Origin of the sequence: Paenibacillus sp. FSL M7-0896, from assembly GCF_037975415.1 — a bacterium.
In the GTDB taxonomy this organism is placed as follows: Bacteria; Bacillota; Bacilli; order Paenibacillales; family Paenibacillaceae; genus Paenibacillus_AQ; species Paenibacillus_AQ silagei.
Genome location: NZ_CP150250.1, coordinates 6086075 through 6109364, shown reverse-complemented (window position 1 = coordinate 6109364; position 23290 = coordinate 6086075). Strand labels below are relative to the sequence as shown.

Here is a 23290-nt window from a genome sequence, read left to right as displayed (position 1 = left end):
AACTTATAAATAGATAAAGGTGGTAATGGAGTGGAAATTATCGGGAGAACCAAACACAGGCCGGCGCTGCATTTTACGCCGGAGCAGCATTGGCTGAATGATCCGAATGGACTGGTTTATTACGAAGGGGAGTATCATTTGTTCTATCAGTATCATCCGCATTCCTCCATCTGGGGGCCGATGCACTGGGGTCATGCCGTCAGTAAGGATCTGATTAACTGGGAGGAGCTGAACATTGCGCTGTATCCGGATGATCACGGCTATGCGTTCTCCGGCAGCGCAGTCGTTGACTGGAATAATACCAGCGGGCTGTTCCCGGAGAAGCCGGGTATCGTTGCCATCTATACCAGTCATCAGGAGCCGACGGAATCGTCGCCTGCCGTGCAGAGACAGAGCCTGGCCTACAGCCATGACAATGGCCGGACCTGGATCAAGTATGCAGGCAACCCGGTGCTGACGCATCCTTCCAAGGCCGATTTCCGTGATCCGAAGGTGTTCTGGTCTGAAGCTCACGGGAAATGGGTGATGGTGCTGGCGACCGATCAGACGATCACGTTCTACTCCTCCCCGAATCTGCGGGAGTGGAGCCTGGAGAGTGAATTCGGTGAGGGTGCAGGCTCTCATGATGCCGTATGGGAATGCCCGGATCTCTTCGAGCTCCCGGTGGAAGGGACAGGAGACAGCAAGTGGGTGCTGCTGGTCAGCATCGGTGATAACAGCGGGGCGAGATACGGCTCGCGGACGCAATATTTCGTCGGTGGCTTCGACGGCTCCGTCTTCACACCGGAGCACAGCGACATCCGCTGGCTGGATTATGGCAAAGACAATTACGCAGGGGTCAGCTTCTCCGACATTCCGGCTGCGGACGGGCGGCGGATCTTCATCGGCTGGATGAGCAACTGGCGGTATGCCAATCAGGTTCCAAGCCAGGGCTGGCGCGGAGCGATGACGATTCCGCGGGTACTGACGCTCCATGATGCGGCAGACGGCCGGATGATGATCCGCCAGCAGCCGGTAGCAGAGCTGGATCGTTACTTCGCGGCAGAGTCTGCGGCATTGCCAGAGATGCTGCTGATACCGGGCGAGCGCCAGGATATCAAGTGCAAGGATTCAGCCCTGGAGCTGCGGCTTACGCTTACGGACAATGAAGCGGAAGAATTCGGTCTTATTATTCATCATACAGCTACTGAGTATACTGAACTCATTTACTCTGCTGCTGAAGACACTCTAACCCTGCACAGAGATCAGTCCGGCGAGACCGGCTTCTCAGAAATATTTCCCGATCTCCAGAGCACCGGGGGAATCGGCAGCCTGAAGAGCCTGCGTATCCTGCTGGATGCCTGTTCGGTGGAGGTATTCGCCAATGACGGCCTTGCCGCCATCACCAGCCTGGTCTTCCCTGGAGGCATCTGCTCGGGCCTAAGCTTCTATGCTAAGGGCGGCAGTGTACGGCTCCAGGGCGGGCGCCTGTCTTTCATGGAATAAATAATCAATAGAATGAATCCCGGACAAGGGTGTTCCGCACAGCCATGAGGTCATGGCTTGCTGAGCACCCTTTTTGGTATGGCGGGAACACCGCAGCCATGGCTGGAGGCCATGCCCGTATTCGAGTAAAAAACGGTGGACTGGTTTCAGCCAGCCCTAGACGCCTGGTGCTGCCGTACGGACCGGAAACATCCGGCTGAACAGGAAGCGGGTCAGCGGACCGGCCACCAGCAGCTGGAGCGGCAGGGCGCAGATGAAATTAAGCCCCAGGATGGCGAAGTAATGACGGAAGAAGTTGTCCCCGAATCCGAAGTGTGCTAGTGTGCCGTATAGAGACATGAGAATGACCATGCCGCAGACCATGAAGCACGAGATCGTCAGCACTTTGCGGATCTGGGGTGCGGACGGCTTCACTATTTTGAAGGCCAGCCCTTTGGCAATTCTGCCAACCACCACAATGTCGCAGAACAGGGCAACGGCAAGTGCCGGGAGCAAGCCCACAGCCACATCCGTGAGCAGTCTGCTGTTGAGTCCGTTCGCTATAATCACATTGTAAAAAGACATAAAGAAGACCATGCAAAAACACATCATACTGGTGAAAATTAAAGCTTCCTTTTTGTTACTGCCCATGTTTCCGAACTCCCTTAAATGTAAGTTTGTCAAACTTCACTTATAGTAGCAGTGGGATGGATTATTGTCAACCTGGTTGACAATTGGAGCGACAGTAATTCTCGGTTAGACGGAACTGCATTTCTATCTATGGAGGTCTTGTAAATGAAGGAATATATGAGCGGGTTGAATCTTGTCGATATGATCAGCGAGAAGCATAAGGTGCTGCGGGACAAGGTGAACCAGATGAGCGGCGAGCCGCTGAATAAGACAGAGACGCATATTCTGGCGATGCTGGAGCAGCACGGCGTTCTGTCCATTTCGGAGATCAGCAGGCTGATCAGCATTTCCCGCCAGGGGACGCAAAAGACGATCAACAATCTGCTGGCTGAAGGTTACGTGGATACTGCTGCTAAGGAAGGGAATAGCCGGGACAAGCCTATCGTGCTCACTGCGAAGGGGACAGCGGCTTGCCGGAGTATGCTGGAGATCAAGCAGAATATTGAAGCCGAAATCACGGCACGGATCGGCAGGGAGCAGGTGGAGCTGCTGCGGACGCTGCTTACACAGGACTGGCTCTAAGACATCCTGAAAATGGCTGAATATAGCAAAAAAAGCTGAAATAAGCAAAAGGGACCGAGCGGAAAGCCTGCTTGGTCCCTTTTGCTGTGTCTTTCGGCGAATATCATTTGTTATTCATGGTTTGGGGTTTGTCTAGGATATCTGCATATATACAGATGGTGATAAAAGAATTAATGTAGTATCGAACGGCAGCAAAAATAGTGTCTGTATCCAATTAAAGGTCCAGATTTTATTCGTGCACCAGGGGTAATATAACAATAAAAAAGTCGGTGAGTGATGATGATGTCTTCGGTAAAAAGGTTCCTGATCGGACGGCCGCTGAAGTCCGATCAGCTGGGAGAACAGAAGCTTAACAAAACCAAGGCCCTAGCCATACTGTCCTCAGATGCTTTGTCCTCTGTGGCCTATGGCCCGGAGCAGATTCTGCTGGTGCTGATCACGGTTAGTACAGCCGCATTCTGGTATTCCATTCCGATTGCAGGCGGAGTACTCGTGCTGCTGCTGGCCCTGATACTCTCCTATAGGCAGATCATCTTCGCCTATCCTCAAGGCGGCGGAGCTTATGTTGTATCCAAGGAGAATCTGGGTAAATATCCGGGTCTGATTGCCGGGGGCTCCTTGCTCGTTGATTATATACTTACCGTAGCGGTCAGTGTCTCTGCGGGAACGGATGCGATCACTTCAGCTTTTCCGAGCCTGCATCCTTATAATGTGATAATTGCCATCATCTTCGTCCTGCTGATCACGACACTGAATCTGCGCGGGGTCACCGAGTCGGCCTCTTTCCTGGCGTACCCGGTCTATCTGTTCGTACTGGCGATGTTCATTATGATCGGGCTGGGCCTGTTCAATGTGCTGACCGGAAGAGTACCTGCGGAGCTTCACACCTCACTGGGAACACCGGTGGCCGGAATCAGCCTGTTCCTGCTGCTGCGGGCGTTCTCCTCAGGCAGCTCGGCGCTGACTGGGGTGGAGGCCATATCGAATGCGATCCCCAATTTCAAGGCACCGGCACCGAATAATGCAGCCAAAACCTTGGCGGCGATGGGAATTCTGCTCGCGCTGTTATTCTCAGGCATCGTGTTCCTGGCGTATTATTACGGCATTGCTCCGCGTGAACAGGTTACGGTGGTGTCCGATATTGCCGAGCATGTCTTTGGCCGCAACTTCATGTATTATGTCGTGCAGGGAACGACAGCCTTAATTCTGGTTCTGGCGGCGAACACGGGATATTCCGCATTTCCGCTGTTGGCTGTGAATCTGGCGAAGGATAAATTCATTCCCCGGATGTTCACTGTGCGCGGAGACCGTCTGGGGTACTCGAACGGAATTCTCAGCCTGGGCATCCTGTCGATTATCCTGATCATTGCCTTTGAGGGGCGGACGGAGCATCTCATTCCGCTGTATGCAGTCGGGGTCTTCATCCCGTTCACCCTGTCGCAGACAGGCATGATCGTCAAATGGCTCCGGCACAAGCCAGAGGGCTGGCTGCCTAAGCTGATCATCAATGCAATCGGGGCGCTGATCAGCTTCATTGTCACGATGATGTTCTTCCTGACCAAATTCACGCAGGTCTGGCCGGTCTTGGTCTTCCTGCCGCTGATTATCCTGTTCTTCTACCGCATCTACAAGCATTATGAATCGGTCGCCGATCAATTGCGGGTAGCCACCTGCGGGGAGCCGCCGCTTGCGATTGAAGGGAATATTATCATCCTGCCGGTAGCAGGGATTACCCATGTGGTGGAGAATTCCTTGCGGTATGCTAAGTCGCTGAGTGCGCAGCAGATTATCGCCGTCCACATCCCGTTCGAGCGGGAGGATGACGCTATTTTCGAAGAGAAGTGGAAGAAATTCCATCCTGAAGTACGGCTGGTAACGCTGTATTCACCTTACCGCAGCATCATTCATCCATTGACCAAGTTCATTGATACGGTTCAGCGCAAGGCCAGCGAGTCGAATTATCAGGTGACCGTCATTGTCCCTCAATTCATACCGAAGAAGGGCTGGCATAACATTCTGCATAACCAGTCGAGCCTGCTGATCCGCGCGCATCTGCTGTACCGGCGCAATGTAATTATCACTACCGTCCCTTATCATTTGAAAAAATAACAGGATTATGCACATGGAAGCCTCCAGCTTACGGATATCCGCAGGCTGGGGGCTTTCTGTACCTCCCCGGGATGTGTTAAGCTTGACTCCACAAGAGAAGATTCGCTTCTTCAAGGTACGGTTAAGCTAGTAGCAACAGTCAGCGGATGGAGGGACAGAGGTTGAAGAAACGCAGGTTGAACGGGACTCGAATTAAGGCAATACTGATGATGCTTATGCTTGTCCTGCTGCTTACAGGATGCGCGCAAGGCACCGCCCATGTAACCGTGAAGAAGGACGGCTCCCTGGATCTGGCCTTCAGTCTTATGCTGGATGCCCGGGCAGAGAAGCTGGTCAGCGGCAAAGTGGAGGAGCTTCTAACCACCCGGCTGGCGGCCGCAGGCATAGAGCTGAAGAAGACAGCAAGCGGCAAATCAACGGAATATCAATTTCATAAATCGTATGCTTCGATGGAGGAGCTGAAGAATAGCAGCAGCGGCTTTGATATTGTAGAGGCCAAGGTGGGACAGACGGACAGGTGGCTGTATACCAAATACGATGTGGTGGCCCAGCCTAAGCTGAACGCCTACTCCGATGAGATTATCGACGGCATCGGCAGCTTGAATGTGCCTAAGTCCCTGGTGCGGCTGCTGATGGGCAGCTTCTCCGTCGATTTCAAATTAACGATTCCCTATGATCTATACGGGGCTAATAATGCGGCCGAGCAAGACGGCAACACGTTAACCTGGCATGTGTCCCTTGCGGATTCCGAGCCGATTCAGCTGGTAGTCTATGTACCGGATATCAGGAATATTGCGATTACTGCAGGCGGCATCTTGCTTATTCTGGCTGTATTTCTTACATGGTTTATCAGAAAAAGAAAGCTGAAGAGGCTCAAGGCCCCGCCTGAAGGCAAGGCCCCTACTCATCGCCCGGGACCGATCTAAGCTTCGTGTGGAAGCTCTCCCGGTACTGCCCCGGGGTCATCCCCTCCTGCTTACGGAAGGAACGGATGAAATTCTGTGAATTATTGTATCTCAGGCGGGAGGCGATATCCTTCACGGGCATATCGGTCTCCTCCAGCCATTTCTTGGCCATTTTGAACCGGTACATGGTCAGGTAATCACTGAAATAATACTGCGTCTCCTTGCGGAATACACTGCTGATGTAGTTGGCGTTATAATGCAGCCGGGAAGCACACTCCTCCAGCGTCAGATCCTGGTCATACTCATGCTGGACGATGTCGATCAGCTTCTCGGAGATATTATGATACTGGGCGTTCTGCCTGCTGTGGAAGATGACGATGACCGGCTGGATCACGATGGTCCAGAACCAGTCTTCAATCTCGGCCACGATATGCAGATCGGTCAGCTCCTCGAACAGGGAACCGCCCGCGTGATAGATCTGATTCAGCGTAATTCCCGATTCCTGCATCATAATGAGCGTATTGTTCAGCAGCCGGGTCAGCGGAATCTGATATTCCTGCGGCGACAGTCCCAGCGCAAAAATACACTTGAACAGCTTATGCAGCAGCTCCTTCGCCTTATCGCTGTCCGCCAGCTTGATGGCATCCATCAGGTCATTTTCCGTGTGGGTCGGGTAGTTCAAATTGAGATAATGCTTGCCGGAATTGATATTCTCGTACTGGATAATGATGCCTTTGCCCAGGGTAATCCGGTGCTTCAGAGCCTCCAGGCTTTCCCGGTAGGCAATGGACATTTTGTCAAACGAATGAAACGGCAGGCTCAGCCCAATGCTGACCTGCAGCTTCAGGACCCCGTTAATCTCCTGCTGGAGCTTCTCCGTCAGCGCATAGAGCATCCGGTGAAAAGCTTCCGTGCTCTCCTCCTCACTGCCTATGACGACAGTCAGGGCATGGCCCATCATCACAGGGGTTAGCCTGTGCTGCGCAGAGACCAGCTCCTGAGTCATATTATGCGCTGCAAATAAGAGCAGATTGAGATCCTTTTTCTCATAGCTATTCTCCTCGGAGAAGTCGATGCTCAGCGTAATGACAGCCATCGTCTTCCATTCCTCGACTTGCTTACCGTACCCGTATTGCACAAGCTCCTCCATCAGCTCGCGTCTTCTCAGATTACCTCCGAACGCCTGAATCAGAAAAAAGGTCCGCACCTGTCCGAGATGCTGGCTAACCTCCTTCTCCAGCTGCGACTTCGATTGGAACAGGGAATGGACCTGCTCACCGATGAGCTGGAATTCATCCGTACGCCCTGCCCGCAGACCGGGACGGCGCAGTCCAATCTGGGTCAACAGCCGTTCGATGGGTGTGTACATACGCCGGGAGCCGAGCCAGGCAAGCAGCACAGACAAGAGCAGCATGAACGTGCAGACGAATACCGTGTAAGTGCCGATTTTGCCGGATTCGCGGGTCAGACTCTTAATGGAGGTGGCCGACAGATAGATCCAGCCGTTCAACTGGGAACGCATATAGGTGATCGAGTAATCAGCTTCATTAAGCTTGGTCTTGAATTGTCCCGATGGCTCAGTGGTAGCGGCGATCTGCTCGAATCCCGTGAATCCGGCCGCTGTGGCAGGCTCTCCGATCAGCTTGCGGTCCGGATGCAGCAGAATCCGACCGCTTTTATCCAGCACCATAATACTGTCCAGCGGCTGCATATCGGGATTAATGAAGTCCTGGAGACTGCAGGCCGGAATATTGGCCAGAGCCAGTCCGTATTTCTGCAGCTTGGTGGTCGGCAGCTTCTTAATCAGGCTGATGCTGTAATTGCAGCCGGTCACGTTAATGCTCTCTTCACTGTAGAACAGGGAGGAGGGGTTCAGCACCCAAGAAGAGCTGCCTTCCACATTCAGCAGATTCGTCAGCTGCTCGTAATTGCGGTATTCATTCAGCCGGTAGAGCCCTGAATTCTTGATCATCCAGTTCTGGCGCTGATTGAGCAGGATGACATCCTCCAGCTTCGTATCGAAGGACTGCATATTGCGGATTTCATTGCGGATGTCGTTATATAAAATGAAATCGTTTTCACTAAGCGGGTTGTTCAGCGCCTTCTTCAGCACCGAAGAGTTTACGACCTGGTTCAGTGTCTGGTTGACAGTATTCAGCTTATGCTCTACATTTGAGGTAATTTGTAAAATGAGCTCCTTTTTGCTTTCATTAACATTTTTTTGAATCTCGCTGGAGGATGTGAAATAGGAGAACGAACCAATGAACAGCACCGGCAGGATGCTGATGGCGAACGCGAACATAGTTAATTTACTGAGAAAGCTAAGATGTTTCAACAGCGTTCAGCACCTTTGCATGAAATAGAAAAATCACTGTCTTAAGTGTATGCATCACGAAGGATAATAACAATAATCATCTGGTGCCGCAATAATCATTTTCTCTAATCATTCGCTAATATGTTTAATTTCTCAATGAGTACATAAGACACACTAAAGATTTTACCTTGAAGCATAATCGTCACTGCGGTGAACATTTGGACTTCCAGCCGCTGTTGTCAACAGATTTCCTGATTCAATCCGCTCTTCGCGGGTGAAATCCGTTGACAAAGGCGGACGCTACCGCTCCTCCAGTTCCAAATTTCCCCTCCGCTTCTTTGCTTTTTATTGTTATCCTAAGTGATTCTTATTGTAGATCATTCATCAATATAAAAATTACGCTTCAGGGGGTTATGGAATGTTCAACCGGTTAACGGGCAGGAAGAAAGCTCTTGCAGGGTGCTTCATCCTATTCTTATTGTTCATTATATTAAGCGCTTGCAGCGGGGATGAGTCTGGGCGTTCCGATTCAGCGGGGGCATCGGCACCGATCTCGATTCTGGCACCGCTGCATTTTCCGCAGACGCCTTCAGTGGAGCTGATTGCCGAGATTGAGAGACTGACCGGGACTCAGCTCGATATTACCTGGGTGCCGGAAGGCGTCTACACGGACAAAATGAATACCGCACTGACCACCGGCTCCCTCGGCAAAGTAACGTTCGTGAAATTCACCGATTATAATCCGGTCAAGAATATGATCCGCTCGGGCGCTTTTTGGGAGATTGGTCCCTATCTGGCGGAATTTCCGAATCTCAGTCAATTGAATGCGGCGATTCTTAAGCAGACTTCGGTGGACGGGGGAATCTATGGTCTCTATACAGAAAGACCGGCTTCCCGGCAAGGCATTATTATCCGCAAGGACTGGCTGGAGAAGCTGCATCTCAGTCCGCCCGGAACGCTGGAGGAACTCTATGAGGTGATGAAGCAGTTCACCACGAATGACCCGGACGGCAACGGCAAGGCAGACACCCTCGGACTGGTGGACCGTAACGATCTGGTGTACGGGGTATTCAAGACGTTAAGCTCCTATTTCGGCACGCCGAATAACTGGAAAATCGAAGATGGACAGTTCATCCCGGAATTCGCCACCCCTGAATATATGGACACGATGAACTTCATGCGCAAATTATACAAGGAAGGGATCATTAACCAGGATTTCGCCCTGACCAGCAAGGAAGTGCAGCGGGACAAATTCATCCGGGGAACGGCCGGGATCTTCATCGGGAGTATGACGGATGTGCAGCGGCTCTCCATTGAGGCCAAGGCGATCAACCCCAAAGCAGAGCTGACGCTGATTAACAGGATTAAAGGGCCGGACGGATATAAGGTATGGTCCATACCGAAGTACAACGGCTTGTACCTCTTTTCACGTAAAGCCATTGCTACCGAGCAGGAGCTGAAGCAGGTGCTGGGATTCTTCGACCGCACGATGGATGAGGATGTAGCGGGCCTGATGGCCTACGGCTTCGAGGGCCGCCACTATAAGCTGGACGGGGAAGGCAAAGTGATTCTTCCGGAAGAAACGTCCCAGCTTCGGGTGTATGAGGTCAATCCGCTCAATTCCCTGATGATCGCTGATGTAGGCAATACCCATATCAAGGAGGTCGCACAAAAGGAGCAGCTCACCGCCCTGGCCGACCAGCTCAGCCGGGATAACGAGCAGTTTCTGGTCGATGACCCTACCGTCTCGCTAACCTCGCCGACCTATGACGAGAAGAACGCCGAGCTGTCCGCGATCATCGTGGATGCCACCTACAATTATATTCTCGGCAACATCGACGCCGCCGGCTTCGCCGGGGAGGTCGAGAAATGGCACGCCAGCGGCGGCAGCCTGATTATTCAGGAGTACGGGGAGGCGGAGGGGAAGGCGCGGGAGGGGGAGGAGTGAGAGGATAATTTACCAATATTATGATAGGATGATATTTATACCTCAACTGTTGATATAAGGAGAAAACATGAAACCAATCGTTATCCAACCTGTGAACGCCCAGAATTGGGAAGAAGCTCTAGAGATATCTGTCTGTAAAGAGCATAGGCACTTCGTTCCTTCAGTGATGGAGTCGCTCGCGTATGCTTATATCAAGCCGTGGGATGAAGCGTTAGATCCGTATATTCTGTCCATAGACGGCAGTATCATTGGCTTCTTTTACATTTCATATACACCTGGCAGCTCAGATAATTACTGGATCGGCGGGTTTCAGATTGACCACAAGCACCAACGAAAAGGCTATGGGCAACAAGCTATGGTAGAAATCATTAAATTCATTAAAGAAATCCATCCGAAGTGTAGCTTAATATCCTTAACTGTGGAACAAAGAAATTCAGTTGCAATGAAGTTGTATGAAGAATTAGGATTTATCAGTGAACAACTTTTGAACCAAGATGGAGAGAGAATCTATAATCTCCTGCTTAACTGAAGTAGCAAATTTATAATGAAGGGTAGATTACACCGTGAATATTCAATTACATAAGATTACCCCCGAGCTGGAACACGAATGTACTCAATTGAGCGTGAGCACGGAGCAGTTGGACTTGGTTGCAAGTAATGCAGATTCACTTGTGCATGCGGTAAATGAGCCCACATCGGTACCCTACGGTATTTTTGCTGAGGGAAGGATGGTTGGATTTATCCTTTTTGATAATGAAAGATATACAGACGGTTACTATTGGATTCTGAGATTTATGATTGACGGGAGATTTCAGGGTAAAGGATACGGGAAAGCAGCAATTAAAGAGGTCATTAAGATGCTGAGCAGCTGCGAGGACTGCACACAGATTAGGGTATCGCATATCCCGATTAATCTAGCGGCTAATAAGCTCTATAAGAGTGTAGGATTCACCGAGACTGGGGAGTTTGAAGATAACGGGGATATTATATTGGCGTATACGATGTGATGCTCAATACCGTTATCCAGCCCAGCGTTGGAACTTAGAGGAATTAGATAATGCCTGCAGTTCCGCTTTGGAACTTGCAGGTTTTTTTCTTTTAATGTGTATGATTGGCTGATCTGACACATGTGAAAAATTACCTTGTGGTCTCGATTTTCTTTCCTGATATTGCAGGACCCATCCATGTATGCCATACTCAGCAGCAAACGGTTCACTTTTTTGAACGGAAGGCGGAAGGAGAGGGGGAGTGACATGGATAAGCAGCAAGCTGCCCGCTTGATCAAGGAGGATTTCAGGATGTGCCAGAAGAAGGCTCCAAAAATTTTTATTACATGGATGTCAGAACGAACCTAGGTACGCTGAAAAATGTGGTGAATCATATCGAAGAGTTCATTGAACGGTTTTATTAGACACAAGCTGGAGGTTCCATTATGAAAACCCTGGTTATTGAAAAATACGGAAAAACCCCGCTTCTGTCAGCGGACCGCCCAATGCCGGAAATCGGTGAGCAGGATGTACTTGCAGAAATCCATGCAGCAAGTATCAATCCGATCGATTTCAAAATCCGGGATGGCAAATTGCGTATGTTATTGAAATATGAGCTGCCGCTTATTTTGGGCAATGATTTCTCAGGTGTGATTATCCAGGTGGGCGATAAGGTGAAGAAATTCAAAAGAGGCGATAAAATCTACGGCCGGCCCAGAAAAAGCAGAATCGGCACCTTCGCGGAGTATATCGCTGTTCATGAGGACGATATCGCGCTGAAGCCCCGTAACCTATCGTTTGAAGAAGCGGCTTCTATTCCGCTCGTAGGACTCACCTCGTACCAGGCACTGCATGATATTTTACAGCTGTCGGCTGGACAAAAAGTATTGATTCAGGCGGGAGCGGGCGGAGTAGGTACCTTCGCAATTCAGCTTGCCAAAGCGATGGGGCTATACGTTGCAACTACTGCAAGTGAAGCCGGTGCTGAACTCGTGAAGTCACTTGGAGCCGATCAGGTCATCAATTATAAAACAGAGCAGTTTGATCAAGTGCTGCACGATTATGACGGAGTATACGATACCATTGGCGGAGAAACGTTAGAGAAAGCATTCCGCATTGTCAGACCTGGGGGACAAGTCGTATCGGTATCAGGGCTGCCCAATGCCCGTTTTGGAAAAGAATACGGGTTAGGCTTCTTGAAGACTAATCTATTGCGGCTTGTCACCCGGAGTCTTACAAGATTGGAACGCCAGCACAAGGTGAAATACAGCTTCCTGTTCATGAAACCGAGCGGGCGACAATTGGATCTTATTACTGAATATATCGAATCAGGAGCAATACAGCCTGTGATTGGCCGCGTATTCCCTTGGGCAGAAGCGCAGAAAGCGATGGAGTATTCCGAATCCGGCAGAGCCAAAGGTAAGATTATATTGAAGATAAAGTGATACAGTTATCCAAGCTCCACGACGGTTACGCCATCCTTTGGGGGATAGTGTAGCCGTTTTTGCGTAGTACCTAACACAAATAAGACTCAATTTCATCAGAATGGCAACCGTAATGCCAAAATTTTAAAATTTAGGAAAAATACATAATTAGTACTTGATTAATGAATCGACCACTGGTATATTTTGTATAACATAAAAGGAATTTTATTCTATAAATCACAAATTGAAGAGGAAGGGTGGTTAGGACTTGCAGGCAACGACTACTATATTATCGGAACTGGAGGAGTATTTGCGGCATAAGGAATTGACGATTACGGAATTCGCCAAGTGTTCTCAGCTTCATTCCGGGACACTCAGCAATATCCTTCGTGGGCACCGGCCTATTGCGATGCAGCAGTTGGACCGGATTACTCTGGCCATGGGACAAGAGGAAGGATATTTCTATGACTTGTACATCAATGATTATATTATCGGCGGCTCTTCCGACTGGCGGAGGATTGGACCGATGCTCCTCCGCTGTGCCGACTTGAACAAGCTGGACTGTATTGAACGAATGGCCCGCCATATTATGGACAATCTGGCGTACGCCCCCCTGCTGTTTGATAGTGCAGAAGAATTGTTTATGGACGGGAAAAAGGAAGCTGCCGCCGCAATTTACGAGATTGTCGCCGAAGCCGAACGCTATCAGCATTCAGAGCGGCTGGCGCTATGCCAGTTCAGGCTGTTTACCATTACGCTCAGTGATGATCAGAACCGGAACCTGTGGGCTGCCAACCGGTTCGAGCCTTTTGTGGAACGACTGGATGAAGTCGATCAGCTCGATGCACTCAAAGAGCTTGCCAATACATACCGGTCTTTACAGCGCTGGGATAAGGTCGATGAATATGCTGCCAAGATGGGGCATAAGGCTAGGATACAGTATGACCTGAAGGTCCAGCACGAACAAAGAGCATCAGAACCCGCGAAGCTCCCCGGTAGACCGCTGTTTTTCTATATCGCCTACAGTGACTTGTTGCGGGGTAATGTTTGTGATGAGCAGGGTGACTATGAGGGAGCTTTGGGTTACATAAGCCGGTATACTGATTTAAACTGGGTGAGAGAACAGGGGGCTGAGGCTGAGCATTGGAAGAGTCTGTTTAAGGAATGGTCTGAAGCTAATACTTGTCTAGCAAGACTTTGGAGCGGGGAAAAGGAAATTATTAAACGATATAAAATCTATATAGAGAAGCATAAAGAAGAGCAGGTAACTGGGCTTCTAAATGTTGTTAGGGTAGCCAATAAGTATCAATTAAATGTTGATGATATACTAAATTATTTCAATCAAGAAATTCAAGCAGATATTGATGAAGTAATAGTGGGGAGATATAACCGGAAGTTGGCACTTGATCGTCGGGCTACATTAATGTATGAACTTGCATTTTACCATTTACACAAAGGTGATCATCCTAAAGGTTTTGATTTTTTGTTAAAAACAATAAAAAATTTCCAGCTGATAAACAATGAGAAGTATATACTGGAAAGTGTAACTCTGTTTGAAAGGTTTAGAAGTATTGCCAGTCAAGAGATAAGGGAGCAATATCATACTTTACTTTTGGGAGGGAGTTCTCATGAAGAAAAAGGCAATTATACTTCTTACGGTTCTTAGTATTATTTTCGTACCAATTGTGACAGTGCCAAGCATACCGATTTCCTCTGGCATAACTTTATATACTCATGGTGACGGTTAGCTTATTTTGGGAGGAGATTCTTATGAAGAAAAGGGTCGTTATACTTCTTACGGTTCTTAGCATTGTTTTAGTACCGATTGTAGTAGGGCCAAACGTACCTGGCTCTCCTGGAATTTCACTATTCAATCACGGGGAAGGCTGATTAATTCGTCCAACCTTAGAACAGTATCCATCCTATAAGCTCAACTTAAAGTCCTGCTACAGCTTCTTGTGGTGGGATTTTTCAGTAACATCAGCCGGTCCTTTTCCCCACTTTGGCTAATTGTACATCTTAAATAAAAAGAGATTGCCTTATTGACGAACCTTTGCAGCAGATTGATCCTGCTTTAATTTACGTTGTAAATGATACTTATGAAAGAGGGGTTGAGAATGGCTCAAACCAATATCAATATTCGCATTGATGAAGACTTGAAAAAAGAAGCGGAATTGCTTTTTTCAGATTTGGGATTAAACATGACAACGGCGATAAATATCTTTGTTAGACAATCACTACGCCAAGGTGGAATTCCTTTTGAAATCACAACCCAGACTGATCCTTTCTATAACCCGTCCAACATCAAATGGTTAAAGCAATCCATTCAACAGATGGAGCAAGGAAAGAATGTGACTTAAACAATGAACGAATTGCAGAAATATCCTCATCTCCAGAATGGAGCTGTTGATGCAAAAGCAGCCCCGCCGCTTCAGCGGTGGGGCCTAGATATGGGACTAATCCGTGATACAGACGATGTATTCTCCGCGGCCCTTGCCTGATTTAATTACGCCCAGTTCTTTAAGTTTTGAAATATTCTTCGCAATACTTGAGGACGAGGCATCCAGTGTATTATCAAATAATTGTCTATGGAAAACTTCTCCATCCTCCATCCTGCTAATCCACTCAAACATCGTTTTGGCATGTCCTTTACCCAGCAATTCACGAGTATGTTTGATTTTATCGTAACGCTGCAGTTGTCTAAGAACCTTCGTAAGTGATGCGTTTACGCACTCCAGATAAAAAACAATGAATGGTTTTAAATTACCTTGTGTGGCCTCCATCAGCGTATCATAGTAATCTTCAATTCTTTTATCGAAGAATTCCTCAACACTAAATGCATCCTTAATGGTGGCTAAATCACTATGAATCAACCCGACCAAGGTAGAAAATGCACGAGCGGTTCTTCCATTACCGTCAGGAAAAGGATGGATGTAGCCAATTAAATGATGAGTTATTCCAGAAATGATGAGTGGATGGAGCTTTTTATTAAAATCAGCATTTGCAGTATCATACGGGTTACTGTATCCGGTTACGCTGGTATATAGCCAAGCGAAGTAAGCCTGCATGAGACGCGGGACCTCATTAAAGGCTGGCGGTTGATAACTGACATGTCCATCACCATCATGAAGAGCTACGGGAATATTTCTATATCCTTCGGGATAACCGGTCAATTCTTTCATTAAAATATATTGTATTTTCTTTAGTACAGACTCATCCATATCTGAAAAGTCAAGGGTTGGATTTAAGGTGTACAGGTACTCATAAGTTTCAAAAACGTTTTTAACTTCGATTTGAGCTTTTTGTTTAATCGTCATTGGATTTTTTTTGTAATTTTGATAAAGCTGTTCAACCTCTTTGAATTCCAGTTTATTCTGTTCGATTTTGGTAGTGAAATGTGCTGTCTTAACCAAAGAGTTACGTAAAATAGTGGGCGTTAAAGGATGGCTTTTTAAGCCGAGTCTTGCTAATGCACCTATATTCCTCTCCGCTTCTAAAATAAGCTGCTGAATCTCGTAATCAAAAGGATTTATGTTCGGCTGATACACTAACTTGTCTTTTGCGTTGTCGAAATGTTTATATGCAAATACGTAAGTCACTATTACACCACCTTTTACACTTTGATATTCAATAATATCAAGGGTTTAAAGCTAATTTTATTGTATTCGATTACATCTATTATGTACATGGTTTTATATTGTTAAACCAGTCTACACTAAGTCCCCGCCGCGCGAAGACACTCTTTAAAACTATGCTGATTAGTACAAATATTTCTTCAAACGTTCCATTATCTTTATATCTGTTCAATGTTAATCTGACCAGAGGAAAAGATCTGTATCTAACCAACATGAATGAAAGATGGTGCTGAGATGAGTATCCGTTACGCTTCAAATATTGAGTTTATCACTAAGGAGGCGCTTCAAGAGTTATTTCTATCGGTCAATTGGGAGTCCGGGAAATATCCGAATGAGCTTCTGCAAGCAATTCAAAACTCTCATTCCATTGTGGCGGCTTGGGATGGAGAAAAGCTCGTTGGCCTGGTAAATGCTTTGTCTGATGGTATTTTAACAGTGTATTTCCATTATATGCTTATCAATCCTAGTTACCAGGGGAAAGGAGTAGGTAGAGAAATGATGACCACTATGCTCGATCGATATAAAGAATATAAAAATAAAGTGCTAATTTCTTATCCGAGTGCAGTGGAATTTTATTATAAGTGTGGATTTTCGAGTGAGCATGGAGCTACGCCTATGTTTATTTCAGAGTTGGTCTAATGCCGCACTTCTCCCGGGAGTGATACGGGCCAGTCGATTATATATCGAATCCGGGGCAATCCGGTCTATGATTGACCGGATTGTCCGTGAATAGATGGATGCCCCTTAAGGTAATAGTGCTTCCCGATCACCTGTAACTTCAATTAATAAGTTTGCCCCCAACTTGAACCCATGACGAAAGGCAGCTTCTACATGCATGTTGTTCACGCTGTCGCACAAGTCCAAATATTCCTCCAGCTCTCTAAACACTTCCTCGCCCAATCGTTCGCGCCATTGCTGTGTCTCTGCTGTTACCTGTTTGCATGCGGAACGAAATTCTGGATGTGACGGCACAATAGTCATATTGGGTTGAAGCTTCCCGCGATACAAGGCTTCCAAAATGGTTTTCATGTTTGTCCTCCCATTATGTTCATCGCATCGCTTGAATGAGATTCCTGCACATGGTAGGATATTTATGCAGTCTGCTTATCCAAGCAGTTGCGGGATAGGAAGTAGCGGTGTTCTTCTAGGGACTAACGCTGCTTCCTTCTTTATTTTTGGAGCTCGTCAAACACCTTTTCAATTCCCTTGCGGATAACATCAGAGCGGGTCGTTTGGAGCTTCTCGGTGCAGGCATCAAGCTTGCTCAGAATCTCTTGATCGACACGTACCCGAATTAATTCGCTTTTGGGATTGTCAGATGGCGGACGCCCCATCTTTTTGGACGACATCGCTTCACCCCACTTTTTGTGTCCATGATAAGTATATTTATGTGGCAACAAAAAGTCAATGAGACCCTTCGTGATTGATCTATCTTTTCATTCAAAAAATGGAGCCAATGCCGATGAAAATACAGAACAAGATAAGCATAATGGTAAATCCTGGCCGAAGCGAAGAGTTATATAAAGAATGCTGTAAGAGGGAAATAGTTCTCATGGAGATGCGCCAAAATGTTGCAGATAATACATCTCTGAGTTACCCATGTCAGGACACTACAAAGGAATGTTGCACGAAATGCAGGAATTTTCTCTTTGGGCGGCTTAGAAGAGAAAGAATGCTGCTTTTCCTGCAACATTTTTGGATTATGGTTAGTTTTATGAGAGGAATGTTGCAATTTGTGCAGGATTTTCGAGTAATAGCGGGACTGTTCATCCATTAATCCTATTCAGCCCACCTAAGGCAGCAAAAGTTGACCCAATCCGGCCTCCTCAGCACCTTCACTCTATCCTTTTCTTCCTCGCCCGCTACACAGCATACTTCAAGGCCCCGCCGCGCGAAGCAGTGGGGCTATTGCCTTTGCTCCCCTTTCAAGGATAGGCCTTGAAAGCCCCCCAGCCTGGAGCGGCAGAAAGGGACGGAGGGAGGTTTGGAACTGGAGGAGCGGGAGCGTCCGCCTTTAGGTTTGGATTTCTACCGCAACTAGCGGTCCGAATCAGGAAATCCAAACCTAACAGCGGCCGGAAGTCCAAAGCTCACGCAGTCCCGCCCGCCGCCGCACCCGCCCTGCCAGCGCAGTCCCGCCCACCGCCGCACCCGCCCTGCCAGCGCAGTCCCGCCCGCTGCCGCTTCGTGCCCTGCCACTGCAGTCCCGCTCGCCGCCGCACCCGCCCTGCCAGCGCAGTCCCGCCCGCCGCCGCTTCGTGCCCTGCCACCGCAGTCCCGCCCCCAGCCACTCCCGCCATGCACCGCAATCCCGCCCCTCGCAGCTGCACCTCAATACCGCCCGCCGCTGCTCGACCATCGCTCCAACACACTTAGCTTTCAATGCCTATCCCCCCATCACACGATAATCATTAACCCACACCTCCCGCCGCTGCGCACCTTTATGAGCAAATGATTGTTTTCGTAATCCAGCGCAGAGCGTAATGTGAGGCTTGTAACCAATACAAGTTAAACGGAGGTCAAAGAGGAATGACGAAAAAATCCTTCACCCTGCTCCTAAGCTCGCTGCTGACACTCAGCGTGTTGTCCGCTTGCGGCGGTAACAACAACAAAGAGGCGGCAGCCACGAAAGACCCGGGCGCCAGCACCGGGACCAACACAACCGCAACCACGGACCCGGCCGCAGAGCCGGAGAAGCCGACAGAGATCAAGATTATGCTGCCGCTGAATACGACAGATACTCCACCGGATACGATCAAGAATGAAGTGGAGAAATTGACGAATACGAAGCTGACCTACCAGTTCTTCCCGGCCGATACGTATGAGGAGAAGCTGAACTCCTCGTTCGCCACAGGCTCCCTGCCGCAGGTGACGTATCTGAAGAATCAGACGACCTTCCTGCAGATGAAGGAAGCGATTAAGGACGGACAGTTCTGGGAAATCGGTCCGCTGCTCAGCGAATTCCCGAACCTGAACAAGCTGAAGCCGGAGATCCTGAACAACACCAAGGTCGACGGCAAGCTGTATACCCTGTATATCGGCCGTCCGCTGGCCCGCCAGGGCATCATCTACCGCAAGGATTGGGCGGATAAGCTGGGACTGAAAGCACCGGCCAACACGGAGGAATTGTTCGCGATGGCTAAGGCTTTTACCGAGCAGGACCCGGACGGCAACGGGAAAAAGGATACCATCGGTGTTGTTGACCGCAACGAGCTGGTGTATGGTGCGTTCAAAACCGTCTCCTCCTGGTTCGGCACCCCGAACAACTGGGCCGAGAAGGACGGCCAACTTGCGCCCGAGTTCACTTTTCCGCAATATATCGATACCATGGATTTCTTCAAAAAGCTGCGTGAAGGCGGTTACATGAACCAGGACTTCGCAGCAACCAGCAAGACGGATGCGGTCAATATGTTCACCAGCGGCAAAGCCGGGCTGTATATCGGCGGCTCGATGCAGGATATCGATTCCTTGAATAAGGACCTGATCAAGAACGTGCCGGATGCCGTGCTGGATACGCATAGTATGGTGGCTGGAGCTGACGGCAAGTTCGCCCAGTGGATGATTCCCGGCTATAACAATGTAGTGCTGTTCCCGAAATCGGCGGTGAAGGATGAAGCGGAGCTGAAGAAGATCCTGAAGTTCTTCGATTACATGATGACTCCTGAAGTATCGAATCTGATGTACTGGGGCATTGAAGGCACACACTATACCGTGGTGGACGGCAAAGCCAAAGCGACCGACAATAAAGAGCTCATTGAACGCGAAGTCAAAGGCTTCAAGGACAGCGTTATCGGCGAATACGAAACGAACGGCATGTATCAGAGTCTGAACGTGCTGCCGGGCCGGATTCATGCGGAGGAGCTGGTGCTGGAGAATGTGAAATACGGGGTCGCAGATCCTACGGCTGCGCTCGACTCGGCTACCTATACGTCCAAGGGCGTTGAGCTTCAGCAGATTATTGCGGATGCGACATACAAGTACATGTACGGTCAGCTGGATAAAGCCGACTTCGAGAAGGAAGTCGAGAACTGGAAGAGCCGGGGCGGGGCGAAGATCATCGAAGAATATAACGCCGCGTACAAAAAATAAACAGAGCGCAGCCGCGATAACAGCGGACTGAACACAGGAAGAGGCTGCCCCGGGTTAGCGCTCCGGCGGCCTTTTTTTCCACTATAGAATAATTTACAGAGAAAGGAAGAGAATCATGCAGGAAGTATCTGCCCCGCCCCGCGTAGTTCCCGAACCGCAGCCGAAGAAATACAAGAGCAGCAGTGAGCTGAAGAAGCGGCTGTGGCGCAACAAATTACTCTATGTGATGCTGATCCCCGGCGTGCTGTATTTCATTATCTTCAAATACTTGCCGATGTACGGACTGATTATTTCCTTCCAGGATTACAAGCCTTACCAAGGGATTACCGGGAGCGAATGGGTGGGCATGAAGCATTTCAGCCGGCTGTTCACCGAGCCTGATTTCTTGAACATATTAGCCAATACGCTGATTTTGTTCGGGATGAATATTCTGATTTATTTTCCGATTCCGATTATTCTGGCCCTGATGCTTAATGAACTCAGAGGCACCTTCTTCAAAAGATTCTTCCAGACCTTAGTGTATCTGCCGCACTTCATGTCGTGGGTGATCGTCGTCTCGATCTCCTTCGTTATGGTGACGATGGACGGGGGGATTATCAACGAGCTGTTGGCTTACTTCGGATTCGCCAAGATCAATTTCCTGCTGAGTCCGGGCTGGTTCCGGCCGATGTATATCCTTCAGGTCATCTGGCGGGAAGCAGGCTGGGGGACGATTATCTATCTGGCTTCCATTGCGGCTATTGATCCGGGGCTCTATGAAGCTTCGCGTATGGACGGAGCCGGACGGCTCAGACAGGTCTGGCATATTACGCTTCCGGCCATCCGGGGAGTGATCATCACCCTGTTTATTCTGAAAATCGGTTCCGTTCTCGACCTGGGCTTCGAGCATGTCTACCTGCTGCTCAACTCCATGAACCGCGAGGTTGCGGAAATTATCGATACGTATGTCTACACCGCCGGTCTGCGGCAAGGGCAGTTCAGCTACAGTACAGCCATCGGCTTCTTCAAGTCGATTGTGGGCCTGATCATGGTCATGACCGTCAATAAGGTGTCCAAGAAAATAGGAGAAGAAGGCGTATATTAAAATGCCGCAGGAGGAATTCAAATGGTAGAAGACCGCACGTTCAGCGGCAGACTATTCTCTGCCGTCAACTTTATACTGCTTGCCCTTATCGCGCTGGTAACGGTGCTGCCGTTCATCCACGTTGTAGCAGGCTCCTTCACAACCAGTGCTGAGCTGGCTGCCAACAAGTTTGTGCTGATTCCGAAGGTATGGAGCTTAGAGGCGTACAAATTTATTTTCTCCACAAATACGATCTTCAGAGCTCTAGGGGTATCGATTGGAGTCACGCTGATAGGCACGCTGTTCAGTATGTTCATCACGGCGTTGATGGCCTACGGTCTCTCCCGCAAAGATCTGGACGGCCGCCGGGTGTTCAACTTCCTGGTGGTGTTCACGATGCTGTTCCACGGGGGGATGATTCCTACGTTCCTCGTGGTGAAGGAGCTGGGGCTGATTGACTCGTATGCGGCGCTGATTCTTCCTTCCGCGATCAGTGCGTTCAATATGATTATACTCAAGAACTTTTTTCAGAACATTCCGGAGGGGCTGGAGGAATCGGCCAAGATTGACGGCTGCAATGACTTCGGGATTCTGTTCAAAATCGTGCTGCCGCTGTCGCTGCCAGCTATTGCCACGATCTCTCTGTTCTACGCCGTGACGTACTGGAACACTTATATGAGCGCCATTCTCTATCTGGATAACAGCGCCAAATGGCCGATTCAGGTCCTGCTGCGGCAGATTGTCGTGCTGGCCAGCGGGATGGATCACAGTGCGACACTGGACGGTACGGTTCCGCCGCCGGATCAGACGATCAAAATGGCGGTTATCGTGGTCGCTACGCTGCCGATTCTGATGGTGTATCCGTTCCTGCAGAAGCATTTTGCCAAGGGTGCGATGCTGGGCTCGATGAAGGGCTGATGACTGACGGCTGATGACTGACGGCTGAAGGATGAAGGATGGAAGGAGGGTCGCTGAGATAGAGGGGCCGCCGGATATTCTGACCAATTGAAGGGGGATTACGATGATAGGCAGTCTGCCGCAAACACCGATTGAATGGGCACAAAAGGCCTGTGATTCATTAATGGATACGTATCAGGCGGGAGAACTCCCGCCTGCGCACCGCTGGCATTATCATCAGGGCGTGTTCCTGTGCGGAATGGAGCTGCTGTGGAAGACACTCCGGGAGGACCGCTACATCCATTATATCCAGCAGTATGTGGATGATCTGGTGGATGAACAGGGGAATTTCGACTTTGCCCGGGATGAGCTGGATGCCGTGCAGGCGGGGCTGCTGCTCTTCACACTGTATGAACGGACCAGTAAGCGGAAATACCGGGAGGCTGCGTTCAAGCTCCGCCATCTGCTGCTGACGCTGAACCGGACCTCCGAGGGCGGGTACTGGCATAAGGACAAATATCCGCACCAGATGTGGCTGGACGGGCTGTACATGGCCGGGGTGTTCTCGCTGAAGTACGCGAATACTTATAGAGACGATGCCTTGCGGGCCGAAGTCCTTCATCAGGAGCGCCTAATGCGCAAATATATGAAAGACGAGGCAACCGGCCTGCTCTACCATGCCTGGGATGAGAGCCGCCGTATGCCATGGTCGAATCCTGCCACCGGCTGCTCGCCGGAATTCTGGAGCCGCTCGCTTGGCTGGTACGGGCTTGCCGTCTCACAGTTTATGGATGAACTGCCGGAGACTGATCCTGGACGGGCAGAGCTTGCAGCCGAGCTAAGCGGATTCGTACAGGCGTTGATCCGTTATCAGGACCCGCAGAGCGGCCTGTGGTATCAGGTGGTGGATAAGGGACAGGAGCCGGACAACTGGCTGGAGACCTCCGGCTCCTGTCTGTTCGTCTACACGATTGCCAGAGCAGTGAAGCTGGGTATCCTTCCGGCTGAAGTTGCGGATGAAGCGGCGGAAGCCGCGCGTAAAGGCTACGAAGGCTTAATTCAGGTGCTCCAGTGGGATGAGCAGGGCCGGCTGCTGCTGCCGGATATCTGCATCGGGACCTCGGCGGGAGATTACCGTAACTATGTAACCCGTCCGAAGGTCAGCAATGATCTGCACGGCGTGGGCGCGCTTGTGATGGCCTGTGTGGAGATGCAGGATTTGTATCCGGCATAAGCGGAGTGGA

General features: G+C 49.5%; 21 protein-coding genes. 15 read left to right on the top strand and 6 right to left on the bottom strand.

Going from position 1 to position 23290, the window contains the following annotated elements; translation table 11 throughout:
- The first annotated feature begins 30 nt into the window (after positions 1-30).
- The gene (locus tag MKY12_RS26280; RefSeq protein WP_339251048.1) at positions 31-1485 is read left to right on the top strand and encodes a glycoside hydrolase family 32 protein; all 1455 of its coding nucleotides are present in this window, start codon (positions 31-33) and stop codon (positions 1483-1485) included.
- A gap of 156 nt (positions 1486-1641) precedes the next feature.
- Here MKY12_RS26280 and MKY12_RS26275 read toward each other — a convergent pair whose 3' ends face one another.
- The gene (locus MKY12_RS26275) at positions 1642-2115 is read right to left on the bottom strand and encodes a DUF2798 domain-containing protein (RefSeq protein WP_339251046.1); all 474 of its coding nucleotides are present in this window, start codon (positions 2113-2115) and stop codon (positions 1642-1644) included.
- A gap of 144 nt (positions 2116-2259) precedes the next feature.
- Between MKY12_RS26275 and MKY12_RS26270 the strand changes: the two genes are divergently transcribed.
- The 3 genes from MKY12_RS26270 (at position 2260) to MKY12_RS26260 (ending at position 5711) form a co-directional block, all read left to right on the top strand.
- Positions 2260-2676 (top strand): MarR family transcriptional regulator, encoded by a 417-nt coding sequence (locus MKY12_RS26270; protein ID WP_036732520.1) that lies wholly within the window; start codon positions 2260-2262, stop codon positions 2674-2676.
- 279 nt (positions 2677-2955) lie between these two features.
- On the top strand, positions 2956-4785 hold the full coding sequence (locus tag MKY12_RS26265; protein WP_209879170.1) for an APC family permease: 1830 nt from the start codon (positions 2956-2958) through the stop codon (positions 4783-4785).
- Positions 4786-4946: 161 nt separating this feature from the next.
- On the top strand, positions 4947-5711 hold the full coding sequence (locus MKY12_RS26260; protein WP_339251044.1) for a hypothetical protein: 765 nt from the start codon (positions 4947-4949) through the stop codon (positions 5709-5711).
- Here MKY12_RS26260 and MKY12_RS26255 read toward each other — a convergent pair.
- On the bottom strand, positions 5686-8025 hold the full coding sequence (locus tag MKY12_RS26255) for an AraC family transcriptional regulator (protein WP_339251042.1): 2340 nt from the start codon (positions 8023-8025) through the stop codon (positions 5686-5688). The two genes, MKY12_RS26260 and MKY12_RS26255, sit on opposite strands and share 26 nt — an antisense overlap.
- 457 nt (positions 8026-8482) lie before the next feature.
- Here MKY12_RS26255 and MKY12_RS26250 point away from each other — a divergent pair, with 457 nt between their 5' ends.
- The 6 genes from MKY12_RS26250 (at position 8483) to MKY12_RS26225 (ending at position 14722) form a co-directional block, all read left to right on the top strand.
- On the top strand, positions 8483-9952 hold the full coding sequence (locus tag MKY12_RS26250; protein WP_339251041.1) for an extracellular solute-binding protein: 1470 nt from the start codon (positions 8483-8485) through the stop codon (positions 9950-9952).
- Between the two features lie 67 nt (positions 9953-10019).
- Positions 10020-10481, top strand: a complete 462-nt coding sequence (locus MKY12_RS26245) for a GNAT family N-acetyltransferase (protein ID WP_339251039.1) — start codon at positions 10020-10022, stop codon at positions 10479-10481.
- A gap of 109 nt (positions 10482-10590) precedes the next feature.
- Entirely contained in the window at positions 10591-10959 is a 369-nt protein-coding gene (locus tag MKY12_RS26240; protein WP_339311529.1) for a GNAT family N-acetyltransferase, read from the top strand.
- 425 nt (positions 10960-11384) lie between these two features.
- The gene (locus tag MKY12_RS26235; RefSeq protein ID WP_339251035.1) at positions 11385-12383 is read left to right on the top strand and encodes an NADP-dependent oxidoreductase; all 999 of its coding nucleotides are present in this window, start codon (positions 11385-11387) and stop codon (positions 12381-12383) included.
- A gap of 304 nt (positions 12384-12687) precedes the next feature.
- Positions 12688-14028, top strand: a complete 1341-nt coding sequence (locus tag MKY12_RS26230; RefSeq protein WP_339311527.1) for a transcriptional regulator — start codon at positions 12688-12690, stop codon at positions 14026-14028.
- 451 nt (positions 14029-14479) lie between these two features.
- Positions 14480-14722 carry a type II toxin-antitoxin system RelB/DinJ family antitoxin gene (locus tag MKY12_RS26225; protein WP_339311525.1) on the top strand — a complete coding sequence of 81 codons (243 nt, stop codon included), beginning with the start codon at positions 14480-14482 and terminating at the stop codon, positions 14720-14722.
- 96 nt (positions 14723-14818) lie between these two features.
- Here MKY12_RS26225 and MKY12_RS26220 read toward each other — a convergent pair whose 3' ends face one another.
- Positions 14819-15961 (bottom strand): Fic family protein, encoded by a 1143-nt coding sequence (locus tag MKY12_RS26220; RefSeq protein WP_339311524.1) that lies wholly within the window; start codon positions 15959-15961, stop codon positions 14819-14821.
- Between the two features lie 252 nt (positions 15962-16213).
- On the opposite strand from MKY12_RS26220, the gene MKY12_RS26215 reads away from it, so the two are divergent.
- A complete protein-coding gene (locus MKY12_RS26215) occupies positions 16214-16636 on the top strand; it encodes a GNAT family N-acetyltransferase (protein ID WP_339251027.1) in 423 nt (140 codons plus the stop codon).
- A gap of 105 nt (positions 16637-16741) precedes the next feature.
- On the opposite strand, the gene MKY12_RS26210 is transcribed toward MKY12_RS26215, so the two are convergent.
- The 3 genes from MKY12_RS26210 to MKY12_RS26200 form a co-directional block, all read right to left on the bottom strand.
- Positions 16742-17026: a DUF6809 family protein gene (locus MKY12_RS26210; RefSeq protein ID WP_339311523.1), complete on the bottom strand. Its 285-nt coding sequence runs from the start codon at positions 17024-17026 to the stop codon at positions 16742-16744.
- 140 nt (positions 17027-17166) lie between these two features.
- Positions 17167-17346 (bottom strand): CopG family transcriptional regulator, encoded by a 180-nt coding sequence (locus MKY12_RS26205; protein ID WP_209879168.1) that lies wholly within the window; start codon positions 17344-17346, stop codon positions 17167-17169.
- A gap of 716 nt (positions 17347-18062) precedes the next feature.
- Complete coding sequence (locus MKY12_RS26200) at positions 18063-18380, bottom strand: hypothetical protein (protein WP_339311522.1); 318 nt, start codon at positions 18378-18380, stop codon at positions 18063-18065.
- Positions 18381-18526: 146 nt separating this feature from the next.
- Between MKY12_RS26200 and MKY12_RS26195 the strand changes: the two genes are divergently transcribed.
- The 4 genes from MKY12_RS26195 (at position 18527) to MKY12_RS26180 (ending at position 23280) form a co-directional block, all read left to right on the top strand.
- On the top strand, positions 18527-20086 hold the full coding sequence (locus MKY12_RS26195) for an extracellular solute-binding protein (protein ID WP_339311520.1): 1560 nt from the start codon (positions 18527-18529) through the stop codon (positions 20084-20086).
- 115 nt (positions 20087-20201) lie between these two features.
- Positions 20202-21170: a sugar ABC transporter permease gene (locus MKY12_RS26190; protein WP_339251019.1), complete on the top strand. Its 969-nt coding sequence runs from the start codon at positions 20202-20204 to the stop codon at positions 21168-21170.
- Between the two features lie 21 nt (positions 21171-21191).
- The gene (locus MKY12_RS26185) at positions 21192-22067 is read left to right on the top strand and encodes a carbohydrate ABC transporter permease (protein ID WP_036732546.1); all 876 of its coding nucleotides are present in this window, start codon (positions 21192-21194) and stop codon (positions 22065-22067) included.
- A gap of 103 nt (positions 22068-22170) precedes the next feature.
- Complete coding sequence (locus MKY12_RS26180) at positions 22171-23280, top strand: glycoside hydrolase family 88 protein (RefSeq protein ID WP_339311519.1); 1110 nt, start codon at positions 22171-22173, stop codon at positions 23278-23280.
- Positions 23281-23290: the final 10 nt, after the last annotated feature.